Below are 15,185 nucleotides of genomic sequence, written 5' to 3'. Positions count from 1 at the left end.
CGAAGCAATGTATGCCTTTGAGAACACCTGGCACGTCGTCGCTTTGGTCGGTGCTATCGTCCTGGCACGGGTGGCGGTGGCCTATGTGGCGGCTCTGCGCAACCATCGGCCGGCAGCGCTCGAGTTCATCGACTCGGCGCTGATCGCCGTGCTGCTCGTGTTTCTTGTGCTTCGGCCCTTTGTGATACAGGCCTTCTACATTCCGTCGGGATCGATGGAGCCGACCCTGCAGGCGAAGGACCGGATCCTGGTCAACAAGTTCACCTACTACTTCCAGAAGCCGCAGGTGGGCGACATTGTGGTCTTCGATGCGCCTCCGCAGGCGCTGGATGGCGACGCGGCCAAGAAGGACTTCATCAAGCGCGTCGTGGGCGTTGAGGGCGACCGGATTGCCGTGTACAACAACCAGCTCTATCGGAACGGCAGACCTGTGAGTGAGCGGTATATCAAGGAAGCGCCGCTGTACACGTGGCCGGAAGGGGCGGAGACGGGAGCGGAGTTCACTGTTCCACCAGGCTGTCTGCTGGTGTTCGGGGACAACCGTAACGACTCCAACGACGGCCACCGCTGGCACCTTATCGGGACCGACGGGATGGAGGCAGCGAAGCCCGAACTGCCGCGGCCGAACGTTCTGGGCAAGGCAATGGTCATCTTCTGGCCCTGGTATCGGGTCGGGCTGCTTCACTAGGGCCTCGGCTCCTGGGGAGAGGCGCGATACCGGCCGCTGAAACGTCGGAGCGACCCGTATGGGGTCGCTCCTTTCGTCTGTAGACACCGGCCGCCGACCACGTTCGGTCGGGCTGGAAACGATCCTGGGTCGTAGTGGTGGGAGGTGCAACGAATGCCTGCGGAGAGCGGCGACAAGAGTTCCGGAACCCTGGTGGCGAGCAACCGTCGTGCGCGACATGACTACTTCGTCGACGAGTCCCTGGAGGCGGGCCTGGTGCTGGCCGGTTCCGAGGTCAAGTCGGTACGCTCACACCATGTCAGCATCACGGAGGCGTATGCGACCGTCGAGGGCGGTCAGGTGTGGCTCCGCGGGATGCGCATTTCGGCCTATGATCCGGCGCGGGACAATGCCGAGCCGACGCGTGATCGCAAGCTGCTGCTGAAGACGCGGGAGATCCGGCGCCTTGAGCGTGCGCTGCGCGAGAAGGGCTACACCCTGATTCCGCTCAGGCTGTACTTCAACAGCCGTGGGTATGCGAAGATTGAGCTGGGCCTGTGTCGTGGGAAGCGCCAGTACGACAAACGGGAAGCCATCGCAGAGCGGGAGTTCGAGCGCCGCAAGCAGAGGGCCCTGGCTGAGCACCAACGGGGGCACTAGACCGCCTGTGTGTGGCATGCCGTCGACCTGAGAGGAGACGCCATGCCCCGAGTTCTCATCGCCGACGATGACCCCGGCATTGTGGAGACTGTGGCGGTGCGCCTGCAGACGATGGGCATTGAGTCCGACACCGCCAACAGTGGGCGGTCGGCTCTCCGCAAGATCTGCGAACGGACCTGCGCCGACCGGCTCTACGACGTGGTGATCGTCGACATCAGCATGCCGGATATCGACGGCTGGCACGTTCTCAAAGCGATCAAGAACAACCCTCTGTGGGAAGCCATGAAGGTCGTTGTGATCAGCGGCTTCGCCGACAGCCCGAGCGACCTCATGCGGATCATCGAGTTCGATGGGGTGTTCGTTGAGAAGCGCGCCGGCTTCATCGACACCGTCGGCGAGGTCGTCAAGCGCGTGCTTGAGAGCGGCGACTGAGACGCCTACTGTCTGGCTGGCGCCTTGATCAGCAGTTCCTCGATCCGCTCAGCAACGACGGAAGTCTCTGCGAGTGGGATCATGTAGCGGTCCTTGCCTGTGGGCAGGTCCTCCCACGTGTTCTGCCCGGTCTTGGGGTCAACGATGCAGCGGCCTGGAGCGCTCTCCTTCCACAGGGGCTCACAACCCCGCACGGCGGCATACACCGTGGCCAGGTCGAAGCTGGGTCGGGCCCGGTCGGGTCCGTGTAGGTACAGCTCATAGGCTTTGCGCACCGGGTTCGTCTCCGGTGTGTGCCCGGTGAGCTTCGAGCCGGTCGGACAGGCGTTGCCGATCTCCCAACCGCAGTAGAGGATCGGTGTCGGCCAGTCCTTCGCAACGGCCGCAGCGGCCGGGGCATCGTTGGCGAAGTTGTACTCGCCGGCTCCCGGATGCGGCTTGCTCTCCCCGAAGAACCCTCCCATGATCGTGAGCTCCCGCACCTTCTGCGCCACAAGGCTGCGCCCGTTCAGCGAGCTGATCTCGTCCGGCTCCGAGTCCATCAGGTGGGCGAGGTTCGGGAGTGGCCCGATCGCCACGAGGTCCACACTTGCCGTGGGCTGTGCGGCCAGGACCCGGCGGAAGAGCTTGACGGACCTCTCGGCGTTGTCACGGTTCCTGATCTTGTTGGGGAAGGTCTCGGCCACCTGGCGGCTGTAGGCACGATCGGTATCGGCCATGAACCCCTCGACCTCGATTGTGCCGACGGGGATCTCGGGACGCCCGTAGTAGTGGTTGATGGCGTCGATGCACCCGGGCGTGTAGCGCGCTGAGGTGCAGCACACGACACCCAGTAGGGCTGCCTCGCCCAGGTCGCACATCGCGTGTAGGATCGCCAGAGCACCCGCATCGTCACAGTCACCGCCCATGTCGGTGTCGAGAAGGACGCGTCGCGGTGCTCGGTCAAGGGCATCAGTCATGGTGACTCACCTTTGCTTGTTGTCTCACCTGCAGCCGTCGCCGACAGGGCCGAGCGGCTCAGTCTCGGTAGGTTCCGAGCTCAAGCCCTCTCTGGACGAAGTGCCGGTAGGAGGCGTAGTCCACGGTGTTGGGGATGGAGTGGTCGCTGTGCAGGACGTAGCCGTTGTTGCCCATGACCACCGGGATCTTGGCCTCCAACTCGGCATCGATCCTGGCGAGATCGTTGGTGTACAGTACGCGCACGTCGATGCCGCCCATGAAGGATAGCCGATCCCCCCACTCGTGGTACAGCTTGAGCAGGTCCATGCCGGCCTTGACCTCGATGACCTGCAGGCAGTCCACGCCCGCCTCGACGATGCCGGGCAGCAGCGGCTCGACATACCCGCAGGAGTGCATGACGACGGGCAGGTTGTCGCGTTTGGCTCGGTCGATGGTGTAGGTGTGCGCAGGCTGGAGTATCTCGCGGTACATTGTCGGCGACATGAAGGGGCGCTGCTTGAACCCCAGGTCCTCGTAGTACCAGATCCCGTCAGGCAGACCCTCCTCGGCGAAGAGCATGTCCTGCAAGTCGACGGTCAGACGGGCATAGGTCTGGGCCATGTCGATGACCCAGTCGGGGTCCTCGGCCATGCCGATGAGCATCCACTGATGGCCGCAGACGTCCTTGATGAGTTCGAAGACGTTGACGCCGGACCAGGCGAAGAAGCGGTTGGTCTCGGCTGCGTGTTGCCGCACCCGCCGGTAGGCCTCGAAGTTCACGCGCCGCCGGTCGGCGACCAGCTTCGGCTTGAGGTGCTCCTCCCAGCCCGCGCGGTCCTTGACGAGGAAGTCGACGTGCTCGGGCGTGGAGGAATGGAGCTTGTGGCTGCGCATCAGCGTGTAGTTGCCGTTCCGCACCAGCCGGGTCTCGTCAGTCTCCTCGACGACCTCGTCGACGAAGTCGAGGTCGGCCACCATCTTGAAGGGCCAGCACAGCTCCAGATCGAAGCCGAAGTGCTCGGCGAGGTTCTCGCCCGGCTTCAGATGCCCCTGCTCCATCCACACCCGCTGGGTGTCACCCCAAAAGTGCTCAAACACTCCGATGCGGTCGACCGGCCTTCTGTGCAGTATGTTGTCGATGCGTTCGCGGCTCGTGAGTTCAGTCATCCGAGGGTCCTCAGCTTCTGCATTGCGCCAGGAATCAGGCCGACCTGGTGGTCGGTGCTGCCCTGGCTGCGAGTGACTGCTGTCTTTCCCGCCCGGGCTGCCGTTGACCTTCCGCGACGCAAGCAAACAGCCGCCCCTTGAGTAGCGGGCGGCTGTTTGCGAGGCCTTGGTAGAGGAAGAACGTCCGGCGACAGGATCAGAGGGGACGTTCTGCGTCGGTTTGCGCTAGGTTTCCGGTCGGTCGGATATTTTGTAGCCGACGCCGCGGACCGTGAGGAGGTAGCGCGGTCGACGCGGATCGGGCTCAATCTTGTTGCGCAGGTTGTTGATGTGCATGGTGAGCTTGTGGGCGGGCTGATGTGCCTGGCCCCAGGCGGCCTCGCACAGCTCCTCGCGAGTGCAGACGTGGCCTACGCGGCGCATCAGGGTCGAGAGGATCATGCAGTCGATCGGTCCGAGGGATAGCGAGCGACCGTTCACGCGCACAAGATGGGTCCGCTCGTCGACTTCCAGCCCCCCGACGCGGAGCGATCCGGGTTCGGCCTCGACTCCTCCGCTCTGCAGCCGGCGTAGCACCGCCTTCGCGCGGGCACTGAGCTCGCGCATGTCCACGGGCTTGCAGATGAAGTCATCTGCGCCCAGTTCGAGGCTCACGATGCCGCTGACGCTGTCCCCTTCGGGCGCGAGGGCAATCACTCCACGTCCACGGGCGGCGGCAACCTCACGGCAGACGTCGAGACCGTGTCGGTCCGCCAGTTCGAGGTCCAGCACCACCAGATCAGGCTTATGCTCGTGCAAGGCCTCCTGCAGGTCGCTGCCTGCCGGACAGACCAGCACGTCGAAGCCTGCTTCCTGCAGTTTGCGCTCCATCACTTCCTGTGTGTCGGTGCTGCTTCCGACGACCAGAACCCTCGCTCTACTCACGGGTGGTTCCCCCTATCAGGGTTAAGGAGTCTGCGCAGTACTGCCGACTGGAGCAGTTCACGCTTTAGGGCGCTCACGTCGACGCGTGCGTTACGGTGTTCACGGCTGGTACGGTCGAGGTCTGGGGCTTGACAACTGGCGGTCTCCAAAGCCTTGTGGTCACCATGGCGCAAGCCCCTGCGCACTGTGTCCGGCAAAGCTGTTCACCCTTGGCACGTGCAGGCTGGGCCGGGCCTATATCTGTGTCCCCATACCTGCCATGGCTATAGGAAAGGACGCGTCGTTCTACATTAGCAAATGCTAAGCAGTGGTAGCCGGATTGTCAATTAAGATAACCTAAAGGTTACGCAGAAACGTGGAAAAGGTCCTGGATACAGACGACTGAGCGCCGGAAGGGTTCTCCCGAGGGTGCTGTTATCTGGATCACGTATCGGACGTCGAGAAGACCTGCGCTACGCTTCGTTGCCATTGTACGCCCGCGGAATCACGAAGGCTGACCCGATGGAGCTGGGTCAGCCTTCTGTGTGCTTGGGAAGGGCAGAGCGTGCGACTGTTAGGACCGTGCGTCCGGGCGGTCCCTCGGGGTGAAGCCGTCGGGGTCATTTGCCACGGCGCCCTCGGGAAGCGGGACCGGACCGTCGAGGAGAGGGTCCTTTGTGTCGCGCATCCACTGCTCGAGCTTCTGCCGCAGGTCCAAGAGGGTCGAGTGCAGGTCGGTGCGGTCGACGAGGTTGTTGGTCTCGCAGGGATCGAAGATCAGGTCGTACAGCATCTCCTGCTCCCGTGGCTGTGAGGCCCAGCCGTTGTGCATGAGGAAGGCTTTGCTGGAGCCGTCGTCGGTGTTTGGGAAGACCATGCTGCTGCGCTCATCGAAGCGCCGTATGTACTTGTAGCGCGGTGTGCGCAGGCAGCGCATCGGCTCATAGGCGGCGTGGTAGGTGACCTCGGAGGTCAGGTACTCGCGGACCTGCTCCGCTTCCCCGCGCACCAGCGGCAGGAAGGATACGCCCTCCAGCCAGTCCGGGGCCTCAAGACCCAGGTACTCGCACAGGGTCGGGAAGAGGTCCATGTGCGAGACCATCCCGTCGATCACCTTGCCACCGGTGAAGTCACCGGGGCCACGGAGGATCAGCATGACGCCCATTCCGTGGTCGGTGAGCTGGCACTTCATCCGCGGGAAGGCGATCCCGTGGTCGGTGGTGCAGATGACCAGCGTGTTGTCCGCGAGCCCGTTGCGGTCGAGGGCCTCGAACACCATGCCCATCTTCGCGTCCAGGAGCGCGGCATCGGACCTGAAGCGTGCGAAGTCGCGCCGGACCTCAGGGACATCGGGCAGACAGGAAGGCGGCATCGTGTAGCGAGGGTCGTCTCGCGGGTCCTGCGGCGCCTCGAACTCCCGGTGGGTGTTGTTGAAGCCCACCTCCAGGTAGAAGGGCTCGGTTGGACGGGAGTCTAGGAAGTCCCGCGCCGCGAGATGGCCCTGATGACCCAGCCACTTGTCGTAGCCGATGGTCTCCCAGGGGGGCTTCCCCGGGCCTCCTGCGACATGCTGGGCCCCGGTGAAGTAGGTGCGGTACCCGTTGCGCTGAAGGGTGTGCTGCAGGTGGTGGCTGTAGTCCTTCAGGGCGAAGCCGCGGTGCGCAAGGCCGGTCATCCCGCAGCTATGCGGGCATTGCCCGGTGACCAGGGCTGCGCGACTAGGAGAGCAGGTTGGCCCGGCATTGTAGGCCTGGCGGAACAGAACGCCCTGCTCGGCCAGACGCTGCAGGTTCGGTGTTCGCACGGCATACCCATAGGGCTGGAGGTACCGCCCCGTGTCATGGGAGTTGATGTAGATCACATTGGGCCTGGGCATGGCCTGCACTCCTCTCGCGCTTGGCAAGGTCAGAAGGACCGTCTGTGCGATTCTGGGTCTACCTCAGGGGCTCAGGCAAACATGTCGCCGAGCCAGGGCCGGTCGGCCTCGACCAACTCATCGAACATCGAGCGGATGTCGGCCAGGGAGCAGATCGCCGCTGTTAGCGGATCAAGGGCGCAAGCCATGAAGGCCTTGTTGAGGTCCTTCTCCAGCACAGCCTCGACGGTAAGCTGCTGCACGGCGACGTGGACCTGGTTCAGAGCTGCAACCTGCACGGGAAGAGCGCCGATTCCGCAGGGGCGGATGCCGGTGCCATCGACCATGCAGGGCACCTCGACGCAGCAGCCGTCGGGAAGATTGCTGATGAGGCCATCGTTGCGCACGTTTCCGTTGAAGCGGAACAGACCGTTGGTCTCAATAGCGTACATGATGCCCGAGGCGTACTCCTGGGAGCGCTTGAGGGCCAAGGCGTCGTCATCGATCTTGCCCGCGCCGGGGACGTCCTGCTCCCAGAAGCGCTTGGCTCGATCGCCATCCTTGGTCGGCTCGCGGTGCTTGAGGTTGAACTGCTCGAAGAGCTCGGGGCGCTTGCGGAAGTAGGGAACGTACTCGGAGTTGTGGCCGCTGGACTCGGTGACGAAGTAGCCGAAGTGCTTCATCATCTCGAAGCGCACGGCTTCCTTGTTGAAGATCTCGGGGTTCTTAGCGGCCTCGAAGAGAGCCGGGTAGAGGTCCTCGCCCTGGCTCCAGGCACTGCCACGCTTCTCGAAGCGCAAGAACCACGACTGGTGGTTGATGCCCGCGACCCAACTGGTGGCCTGATTGGCCTGAAGGCCGAGGAAGCCGCAGAGCTGGTTGTGGGTTCCCTGGACGCTGTGACAGAGGCCGACGCCCCTGATCTTGGTGGCCTTGTACATGGCCCAGCAGAGCATGGACATGGGATTGGTGTAGTTGATGAGCCAGGCTTTGGGGCAGAGCTCCTCCATGTCGCGGCAGATACGCAGCATCTCAGGAGCCGTGCGCAGTGTGCGGAACACGCCACCGACGCCGACGGTATCTGCGACTTGCTGACTGACGCCGTACTTCTTGGGGATCTCGATCTCCCAGTAGTAGGGCACACCGTTGTAGGCTGGTCCGCCGACGGCGATGGCCACAACCACGTAGTCGGCGCCTTCGAGGACCGCGCGGCGGTCGGTGGTTGCGTAGACACGGGTGGGTAGCTTGTGGCGGTCGACCACCTTACGGACGAAGTCGGCGACGCCGTCGACGCGGGCCTGCTCGATATCGACCAGGCACAGGTCGCTGTCCTGAAGCTCGGGGTACGAGAGGATGTCCACAGAGAGCCGGCTGCCGAAGCCGCTGCCCGCTCCGATGAGTACGATCTTGGGCATGTGACGATCCCTCCCAGGGGATGATTGCAGGTGTTGGGGCTTGTGACCGATGGCCCTGTTCCTCGCCGGCAGCACGCAGACCTTCGCAGGGCCGTCTGAAGGACCCTGGGGAAGCGCCGGAGAAGGTTCTAGACGAGACGCTGAAGCATGAGAGGAACTGATCGATGGCGAGACCCGATTACGAGGTTGCCCGCGAGAAGGCGGGTTTCAGTTGGTCCGCCAGTGGCAGTCAGGGAGCCCTGCGGGAAGTCTGTGCGATCGGGATTCGGGACTTCAACCTGGACCCCTCGGCGTGCATCGAGGCCTACCGCAAGGGTCGGCCGATCCTGCGCGAGATGTTCGAAGGGCAAGTGAGCCTGCCGGCCCCCGCGACCCCGGCGATCAGCTACGGGCACGTCAACTGCCTGGGGTCGCAGCTGCTGTTTCCGGAAGGGGGAGAGGTCGCCCATACGCACGTGTATGGGTCGCTTCAGGAGGGGATCGGGGCGCTCAAGGAGAGCGTGGACTTCGCAACAGCCGGTATGGTCCCCTTCTACCTGGACTTCCTGGAGAAGATGCGAGAGGCCTTTGCCGGCGAGCAAGTGGGCTTTGGATTCGGCGAAGAGGGGCCGATCACAACGGCCTATGAGCTTCGTGGCGACGGGTTCTTCATGGAGGTGATGGACGCGCCGGAGCTGGTGCGGGAGTTCCTGACGGCCATGGTGCGGAGCGTCCTGGACTTCCACCGGTTCGCGAGCACTGTGCGCGGAGTCCCGGCCGTGAACCCCACGGGCGGCGGAATGGCCGACGACATCTCCAGCTTCATTCCGCCCCATCTGTTTGCCGACCTTGTGCTGCCCGCCTGGGAGCAGTACTACCGTGGGATCACCACCGGCGCTCGCCATGCGCATGTCGAGGACCTGCGACCGGAGCAGCTTCGCTTCCTTGAGGACATCGGCCTGGTGCGCTACGATCCGTCGATCTCGCCGCGTCTGACCCCACAGATCATCGCGCGGGAGTGCCGCGTGCCCTTCGTCTGGCGGCTAGGGAGCTTCCACTACACGGAGATGACCTGCCAGGAGGTGGAGGACTTTGTGTTCCAGTCGGCGGCCGATGGCGCCTGCGGAGTGACGACGACTGTTGCGGAGGGAATGTGCAACACGAAGACCGTCCCCAAGGTGCTCGCTTTTGTCCGTGCGGCACGGGAGGCCAAGGAGATGGTCGATCGCGGGGCCTCCAGCGACGAGCTTCGTGAACGGGTCTCGCCGGAAGGACGCGAGAAGCTGTGGGAGCGCTGGTGCGGCTACCTGAGCCCCTTGAGTAGCCGTGGTGGAGCACGTCCAGGCCAAGGGGCCTGAAGTCACGTCGGGGACTGAGTTGCAACACCGGACGCGGTCAAGAGTAGAGAGGGAGGGCTACCGTGGGTACACGGATTCTGCTGTCGCTTGCTGTGGTGGTGCTGCTGGTGGGGATGCTCGCCGGTCCGCTGAGGGCGCAGGAAGAGACCAGTGACACCGGCGTGCTGCGCGTCATCACCCTCAAGCCGCCCAGTGATGCGGAGAAGGTCGTCTCTGCGTTGGAGGACCTGGTGGCGCCCGGCACCAAGCTGAAGGCCATCGGCGACAACCGCATCATGGTCAGTGCCGCGGACGACAGCGCTGTCGCAGACGTCGAAGAGATGATCCGGATGATCGCCGGGGTCGAGGAGCCAGCGGACGACTCGGCCAGGTTTCGCGTCCAGGTGGTGCGCCTGTACTACCTGCGCGACGCGACAGCGGTCGTCGGCATCCTGCGCACCCTCTCGCTGATCCCCAAGTCGGTGTCGGTGACGCCCTGCGGGACCAGTGCCATCGCGGTGAGCGCGGACAACGACACCGACCTGCTGCGGATGCGCGGGATCATCGCCCAGATCGACCTGCCGCGGCCGGAGGTCCGGCTTGATCTGTGGGGAGTGCAGGTGAGTGGGAGCAGTCCAAACGCGGTGTCTCGCGCTGTGGCCGAGATCAGCACACTGGTTGGGGCCCGGCGTGTGGCCATCCATGATGCAGTGCAGACGATTCTGGACGCAGCAGCCCTGGTTCGCCCTGATGACCGCTTCTCGAAGGCCATGACGGACAAGGAGCAGCTTGGCTATGAGATTGCGCTCACGCCCGGACGCGTGCAGGGGCTCTTCGATGCCCTGTTGTTCCTCACAGCCGCCCAGGACCCGGCCGCCACTGTGCAGTCACTGGCCTCACGGCTACAGTCTGTGACCCACGGCTGTGCGTGGCTGACCGAGGAGCAAAAGGACCGGAGCTTCGAGCGGTTCCTCACCAGCCTCGGTGGCGCTTACGATGCCTCCGCGCACAGGTGGATCGCCGTTCGGTCCGGCATGACGACGAACCGGGCGCGAATCGCCTTCCTGCAGTACGCGATTGCGAGCCGTGCCGTGCAGGAGACGCCGGAGCTCAGTGCCGAAGAGTTCATGGCCTCCGCGAGCGCTCTTGACGAGGTCGTGCGGACCTGTCTGAGGGCACTGCACGACGACGTGCAGAACCTGTACCTGGATCCGCTGTTGGAGGACCTCCGCGTCCTCGCTCGCAGCTCGGGCAGCCGCGTTGTGGGGCTGGTCGGGAACACGAGTATCACGACCCTGGACGGGTCATCGGCGACCGTCTCGGGGAAGGCAATGAGCTACTTCGACATCACGCCACCGACCTCGCTCAAGGAGGCGCTGGAGACCGCCGAGGCGCTTCAGCCGCAGATCGCGGAGTACCTGAAGGGCACCGACACCGCTACGAGCAGTCAGGCGAGCACGACCGGCGAGGTGATCCAGGCTGCGAGCGGGGAGTTGTCTGTTGCGCAGAAGCTGGCCGTCTTGATGGCGGCGTCTCAGCAGCGAGGGCAGGTGTGGTCGGAGCTTGAGGACGGGATATCGCTGACCGTGACGCCGCATGTGGGGCCCAATGGCGACGCGGCAGAGCTCTCTCTGTATGCGAAGGTCTCCCGGGAGGCGCCGCGGGTGTCTGGTTCGGCCGATAGCGCGGCGAAGGACCCGCTGAACCGGATCGCAGATCACACGATCGGGAAGTCGGAGACGGAGCAGGTGGAGTTCCGGGTACAGTCCCTTGACCTGTTTCCCGTCTCGACCTTCTCGGTGCAGACGAGCCACCGGCGTCCGGACGCCGAGATTCCGATACTGGGTCAGATTCCGTACCTCGGCCAGATCTTCCGGTTCAAGCGGTCACCGGCCGTCGTGCATCACCAGAGCGTGCTGCTCATTAGTTCGACGATTCTGCCGGGCGCCTCAGAACTGGGACGACTGCACCCCAAGGGCAGCGGGTTCAGTGTGAAGGCCTTTCCAGGTATCCCGACGACCGAGGGCGGCGACAAGAAGGCGAGAGAGCTGATCTCCGAGTACGAGCGCAAGACGCCGGTGGCCGACTCCGGTGGGTCGCAGTAGCATCGCCCCGGTGGAGGGGCCTCACCGCAGGTACGTGGTGTAGCCAATCTGGAGGTCGCTGGCGTTGAGCCCGATGTTGGGGCGTTTGCGGCCTGCGTTGGAGACATGCTGGAAGCGGTAGCCGAGGGTCCAGGCGCCTGCCTCCCCACGGGGCCACTGCACACCGAAGCCGACGTGCTCGGTGAAGTTGGTGTGGGTCGCGAGTTCGCGCACCAGCGAGTCGAAGTGGACCAATCCGACAGCGCCTTCCCAGTAGATGGCTCGCCGGGGCTTGATGGAGCAGTACTGCCGGTAGCTCCCGACGAAGCCGACCGTGTTGATGTACTCGGGGATATTGCGGAGCTTGGCGTAACCGAGGGTGAGCCCGAGGGCGCGGTCAGGATGGTCGTAGCGCTCCCAGCGGACCTCCAATCCGTCGGCGATGAGGTCGCTGCGCGGGCCCGTCGGGAGGTTATGCTGGAAGCCGGCGCCGGCCGAGATGGTCCACGCCTGGAGCCCCGGTTGCATGAGCTCCTCCATGTTCATCCTCGTGTCGTCGGGCGTCACCTGCTGGCATGACGCCGGGCTGATGACAGCAACCAGCATGACTGCCACAGCTATCGCACAGAGCAATCCGAACACGTTTCGTCCTCCCTGGGGGGCTTGCGCTCCGTGGTGTTGGGTCGCCGTCTCTCGCAGGTTCGAGGAGGATTCGCCGAGGCACCCGCGAAAGGCGCGCTCGACGCCTCCTCTCACTCTCCATAGGTGGTTTTGACCATGTCCTTGCGTATTGGTCTTGTCGGTGCCCGGCGCGGGCTTTCGCTGATCCAGGGCGTGCGCTCGGTTGCGGGCTGCCAGGTGACGGCGGTCTGTGATCTGCTGCCCGAACGGTGTGCACAGGTGGCCCAGGAGTACGAGATTCCCCACCAATTCAGCGACTATGCCGCCATGCTGGACAGCGGCACCGTGAATGCCGTTGTGATCGCTACGCCTCAGTTTCTGCATGCTCCGCAGGCTGTCGAGGCACTGCGGCGCGACCTCCACGTCCTCAGCGAGGTACCGGCTGCGACCGACCTGATGCAGTGCTGCGAGTTGCTGGACGCCGTCAGGGACAGCCGCGGCACCTACATGATCAGCGAGAACTGCTGCTACATGACCCCGAATGTGCTCGTGCGAGAGATGGCGCACCGGGGACTGTTCGGCGACTTGTACTTCTCCGAGGGCGAGTACATCCATGCTCTGCGCGAGCTCTACGTGACGACGCCCTGGCGACGGCGCTGGCAGTCCGGGCGCAATGGCGTGACCTATCCGACGCATCAACTGGGCCCCGTTCTGCAGTGGATCGAGGACCGGATCACCTCGGTGGCGTGCCTCGGCAGCGGCCACCACTACCTGGACACCGAGGGCAAGCCCTACGAGCAGGAGGACTGCATCCTGATGACCTGCCGGACGGCCCGTGGCGGGATGGTCAAGGTGCGCCAGGACATCCTCTCGGAGCGTCCGCACATCACCTGCGCCTACAGCCTGCAGGGGACGGAAGGCTGCTACGAGTCGGCACGGAGCCCTCAGGAGACGGCGAAGGTGTGGCTCAAGGGGCGCTCGCCGGACAACTCCACCTGGCTCCCGCTGACGGACTTCGCGGAGGAGTTTCTGCCCTCCGAGATGCAGACGCCGCCGGAGGAGGTCGCCTCAGCCGGCCACGGCGGCACGGACTTCTGGGTTGCCCGCGATTTCGCCGAGGCGGCCCTCGAGCAGCGTCCACCGGCGCTGGACGTCCACTTCGCGCTGGACATCACAGTCCCGGGGCTTATCAGCGAGCAGTCGATAGCCCTGGAAGGTGCGCCGATTCGGGTGCCGGACTTCCGGCAGTACGTGCCAGGCTCGAAGGTGCTTCCGGTGGTCTAACAAGCCCGGTGGTCTAGCAAGCCCGGTGGTCTAGCAAGCCCGTGGCTACTGCGGGTCGAACAGCACGACCGACCACTTGCCCAGTTGCAGCTTGTCACCGGCTGCAAGCTTCTTCTGGAAGACCGAGCAGGCGTTAGCCATGCCGTCGAAGATGCGGAACTCGCGAAGCACCACCTTCGTGAAGCCCTGCTGAAGCAGAGGCTTCTCGAGGCTGTCACGGTTGCGGCCCTCGGAGGGCGTCAGGACCCAGACGTAGCCGTCAGCGGTGCACCGTGCCTCGCAGGCGCCGATCGAGGACCGCAGGAAGGCCTTGCCGACCAGCTCCTCGGGAAGGTGCTCGAAGCGGTAGGTGCGGTCGGTGAAGAGCAGCGCGCCATACTTGGCCACGTCGAGCTCGGCCGCGGAGGTCAGGCGTGCTCCGGGACCGGCGAGTGGCTCACCGTCGGCATTGCTGCGCATCACCAGCGGCGGCCGGTTCACGAGGTTGCGCAGACGGACCGCTTCCGTCACCGGCTTGCCCGCGAGGACGTCCTCCTCCTTGAAGGTCGCCAGCAGGATTTCGCGGTCGCCACCCCGGTCGTAGTCGTAGATGAGGTAGATCGTGCCATCAGGCCCCTGGGTGCCATCGGGGTAGCTGACGCCGTTGCGGGCGTCGAGGAGCAGGCCACCAACCCAGGTCTTCCCATCGTCGTCGGAGAGGTAGGCCGTCAAGTGTGAGCGATGCGTCCCGGCCTGCTCGCCGTGGCGGACCATGAGCAGCCTGCCTGAGGCCAGGCGGCGTACGAAGAAGCGCGTCACGGGATGCTGGATGCCTGAAGGCTGCCCCGGTGTCCAGGTCTTTCCGGCGTCGGTAGAGGTGCTCTCGCCGATGCCGTAGTCCGTCCGGATCAGCATCCAGAGGCTGCCGTCCTTGCGCTCGACGATCATGTGCTCGTCGCAGTTGCTGCGAGGGTCATGGGCTTGCCCCAGAAGGCGGAAGGTCTTGCCCTGGTCCTCGGAGACGACCACGTTCGACCCGCGTTCCGTCCCCATATCATGACTGCCGGCCTTCACCTGCTCGGGAGTGAGTCCCAGCTTCAGGTCCGCGTTCGTTTTGCCGAGGCCGGAGCCCCAGCGCCAGATTGCCACGGGAAGAAGCCACTCGCCGGTGGTGAGCACCAGCGGCTTGTTCATCATGATCCCGTTACACAGCCGCCGTGGTTCGGTCCAGACGGGCGACGACGCCTCCGGGTTGCTGCAGGTGATGGCGAACAGCCCGGCACGACCATCCCAATGTCCGAGAGCCTGAGCCCAGAACAGCCAGAGCCGTCCCGAAGGGTCTGTCCAGAGGCAGGGGTCGAAGGCGCGGACGAAGCCCGGCGGATCGATCACCAACTGCGGACCGCTCCAAGACTTGCCGTCGTCGTCGCTGGTCACCAACACGACGTAGTTGTACGGGCCCTCGGTGGTGCCGCCGCTGTACCAGGTGGCCCACAGTCGCCCTCCCGGAGTGCGCTCGATGCCGGGGATGCCCTGCCAGAGGCGGGCGGTATCTGCGTACTCGGGGCCGGGAGTGGTGTTCACTGTCGGTGGTGCGAGGGCCGGATCGCTGGTGAAGTCCTGGGTATCGGGCATGGTGACAGCTCCTTGGGCAAGGGCGGGCTGAGAACCCACGCAAGCGGTGATGACGAGAAGCGACGCGATCAGCACGCAGGACCTGGGCATGGGTCTGACCGGCCTCCCCGGGTAGGGCGAGTGGAGAGTGAGTTGCGGATAGCACCGGTCCCGTCCAGGCGACCAGGCCCGGACGGGACCCGAGGAAGCGCGAACCTGCCAGGCTCCAGCCTGCACGACTCGTGCCGG

The 15,185-nt window shown here is 64.6% G+C and carries 13 protein-coding genes; 6 read left to right on the top strand and 7 right to left on the bottom strand.

What is annotated here, in order from left to right; genetic code table 11:
• Positions 1-7 precede the first annotated feature (7 nt).
• The 3 genes from lepB (at position 8) to ABFE16_17810 (ending at position 1,759) form a co-directional block, all read left to right on the top strand.
• Positions 8-688: a signal peptidase I gene (lepB, locus tag ABFE16_17820; GenBank protein ID MEN6347161.1), complete on the top strand. Its 681-nt coding sequence runs from the start codon at positions 8-10 to the stop codon at positions 686-688.
• A 153-nt stretch (positions 689-841) separates the two neighbouring features.
• Complete coding sequence (gene smpB, locus ABFE16_17815) at positions 842-1,327, top strand: SsrA-binding protein SmpB (GenBank protein MEN6347160.1); 486 nt, start codon at positions 842-844, stop codon at positions 1,325-1,327.
• A 42-nt stretch (positions 1,328-1,369) separates the two neighbouring features.
• On the top strand, positions 1,370-1,759 hold the full coding sequence (locus ABFE16_17810; protein ID MEN6347159.1) for a response regulator: 390 nt from the start codon (positions 1,370-1,372) through the stop codon (positions 1,757-1,759).
• 5 nt (positions 1,760-1,764) lie between these two features.
• Here the strand turns inward: ABFE16_17810 and ABFE16_17805 are convergent, their stop codons facing one another.
• From ABFE16_17805 to melA, 5 genes are all read right to left on the bottom strand, one after another.
• Positions 1,765-2,718, bottom strand: coding sequence for a nucleoside hydrolase (locus tag ABFE16_17805; GenBank protein MEN6347158.1), 954 nt, complete (start codon positions 2,716-2,718; stop codon positions 1,765-1,767).
• Between the two features lie 58 nt (positions 2,719-2,776).
• A complete protein-coding gene (locus tag ABFE16_17800) occupies positions 2,777-3,865 on the bottom strand; it encodes a uroporphyrinogen decarboxylase family protein (GenBank protein MEN6347157.1) in 1,089 nt (362 codons plus the stop codon).
• A 225-nt stretch (positions 3,866-4,090) separates the two neighbouring features.
• Positions 4,091-4,789 (bottom strand): response regulator transcription factor, encoded by a 699-nt coding sequence (locus ABFE16_17795; protein MEN6347156.1) that lies wholly within the window; start codon positions 4,787-4,789, stop codon positions 4,091-4,093.
• A gap of 553 nt (positions 4,790-5,342) precedes the next feature.
• Positions 5,343-6,644, bottom strand: a complete 1,302-nt coding sequence (locus ABFE16_17790) for a sulfatase (GenBank protein ID MEN6347155.1) — start codon at positions 6,642-6,644, stop codon at positions 5,343-5,345.
• A 71-nt stretch (positions 6,645-6,715) separates the two neighbouring features.
• Positions 6,716-8,038, bottom strand: a complete 1,323-nt coding sequence (gene melA / locus ABFE16_17785; protein MEN6347154.1) for an alpha-galactosidase — start codon at positions 8,036-8,038, stop codon at positions 6,716-6,718.
• 164 nt (positions 8,039-8,202) lie between these two features.
• Between melA and ABFE16_17780 the strand changes: the two genes are divergently transcribed.
• Together ABFE16_17780 and ABFE16_17775 are read left to right on the top strand one after the other, a co-directional pair.
• Positions 8,203-9,375, top strand: a complete 1,173-nt coding sequence (locus tag ABFE16_17780; GenBank protein MEN6347153.1) for a hypothetical protein — start codon at positions 8,203-8,205, stop codon at positions 9,373-9,375.
• A gap of 62 nt (positions 9,376-9,437) precedes the next feature.
• Positions 9,438-11,459 carry a hypothetical protein gene (locus ABFE16_17775; protein MEN6347152.1) on the top strand — a complete coding sequence of 674 codons (2,022 nt, stop codon included), beginning with the start codon at positions 9,438-9,440 and terminating at the stop codon, positions 11,457-11,459.
• Between the two features lie 21 nt (positions 11,460-11,480).
• On the opposite strand, the gene ABFE16_17770 is transcribed toward ABFE16_17775, so the two are convergent.
• Positions 11,481-12,080: an acyloxyacyl hydrolase gene (locus ABFE16_17770; protein MEN6347151.1), complete on the bottom strand. Its 600-nt coding sequence runs from the start codon at positions 12,078-12,080 to the stop codon at positions 11,481-11,483.
• Positions 12,081-12,215: 135 nt separating this feature from the next.
• On the opposite strand from ABFE16_17770, the gene ABFE16_17765 reads away from it, so the two are divergent.
• The gene (locus tag ABFE16_17765; protein MEN6347150.1) at positions 12,216-13,343 is read left to right on the top strand and encodes a Gfo/Idh/MocA family oxidoreductase; all 1,128 of its coding nucleotides are present in this window, start codon (positions 12,216-12,218) and stop codon (positions 13,341-13,343) included.
• Between the two features lie 45 nt (positions 13,344-13,388).
• Here the strand turns inward: ABFE16_17765 and ABFE16_17760 are convergent, their stop codons facing one another.
• On the bottom strand, positions 13,389-15,047 hold the full coding sequence (locus ABFE16_17760) for a sialidase family protein (GenBank protein ID MEN6347149.1): 1,659 nt from the start codon (positions 15,045-15,047) through the stop codon (positions 13,389-13,391).
• Positions 15,048-15,185 lie beyond the last annotated feature (138 nt).

This window comes from Armatimonadia bacterium (genome assembly GCA_039679385.1).
Lineage (GTDB): Bacteria > Armatimonadota > Zipacnadia > Zipacnadales > JABUFB01 > JAJFTQ01.
Note: the sequence above shows the minus strand (reverse complement) of the source record. Positions and strands in the feature narration are given on the sequence as shown.

What these genes read in the sequence shown, in the direction of transcription:
- lepB (MEN6347161.1), top strand. Translation starts at nt 8, where the DNA reads ATGTATGCCTTTGAGAACACCTGGCACGTCGTCGCTTTGGTCGGTGCT.
- smpB (MEN6347160.1), top strand. Translation starts at nt 842, where the DNA reads ATGCCTGCGGAGAGCGGCGACAAGAGTTCCGGAACCCTGGTGGCGAGC.
- ABFE16_17810 (MEN6347159.1), top strand. Translation starts at nt 1,370, where the DNA reads ATGCCCCGAGTTCTCATCGCCGACGATGACCCCGGCATTGTGGAGACT.
- ABFE16_17805 (MEN6347158.1), bottom strand. Translation starts at nt 2,718, where the DNA reads ATGACTGATGCCCTTGACCGAGCACCGCGACGCGTCCTTCTCGACACC.
- ABFE16_17800 (MEN6347157.1), bottom strand. Translation starts at nt 3,865, where the DNA reads ATGACTGAACTCACGAGCCGCGAACGCATCGACAACATACTGCACAGA.
- ABFE16_17790 (MEN6347155.1), bottom strand. Translation starts at nt 6,644, where the DNA reads ATGCCCAGGCCCAATGTGATCTACATCAACTCCCATGACACGGGGCGG.
- melA (MEN6347154.1), bottom strand. Translation starts at nt 8,038, where the DNA reads ATGCCCAAGATCGTACTCATCGGAGCGGGCAGCGGCTTCGGCAGCCGG.
- ABFE16_17780 (MEN6347153.1), top strand. Translation starts at nt 8,203, where the DNA reads ATGGCGAGACCCGATTACGAGGTTGCCCGCGAGAAGGCGGGTTTCAGT.
- ABFE16_17765 (MEN6347150.1), top strand. Translation starts at nt 12,216, where the DNA reads ATGTCCTTGCGTATTGGTCTTGTCGGTGCCCGGCGCGGGCTTTCGCTG.
- ABFE16_17760 (MEN6347149.1), bottom strand. Translation starts at nt 15,047, where the DNA reads ATGCCCAGGTCCTGCGTGCTGATCGCGTCGCTTCTCGTCATCACCGCT.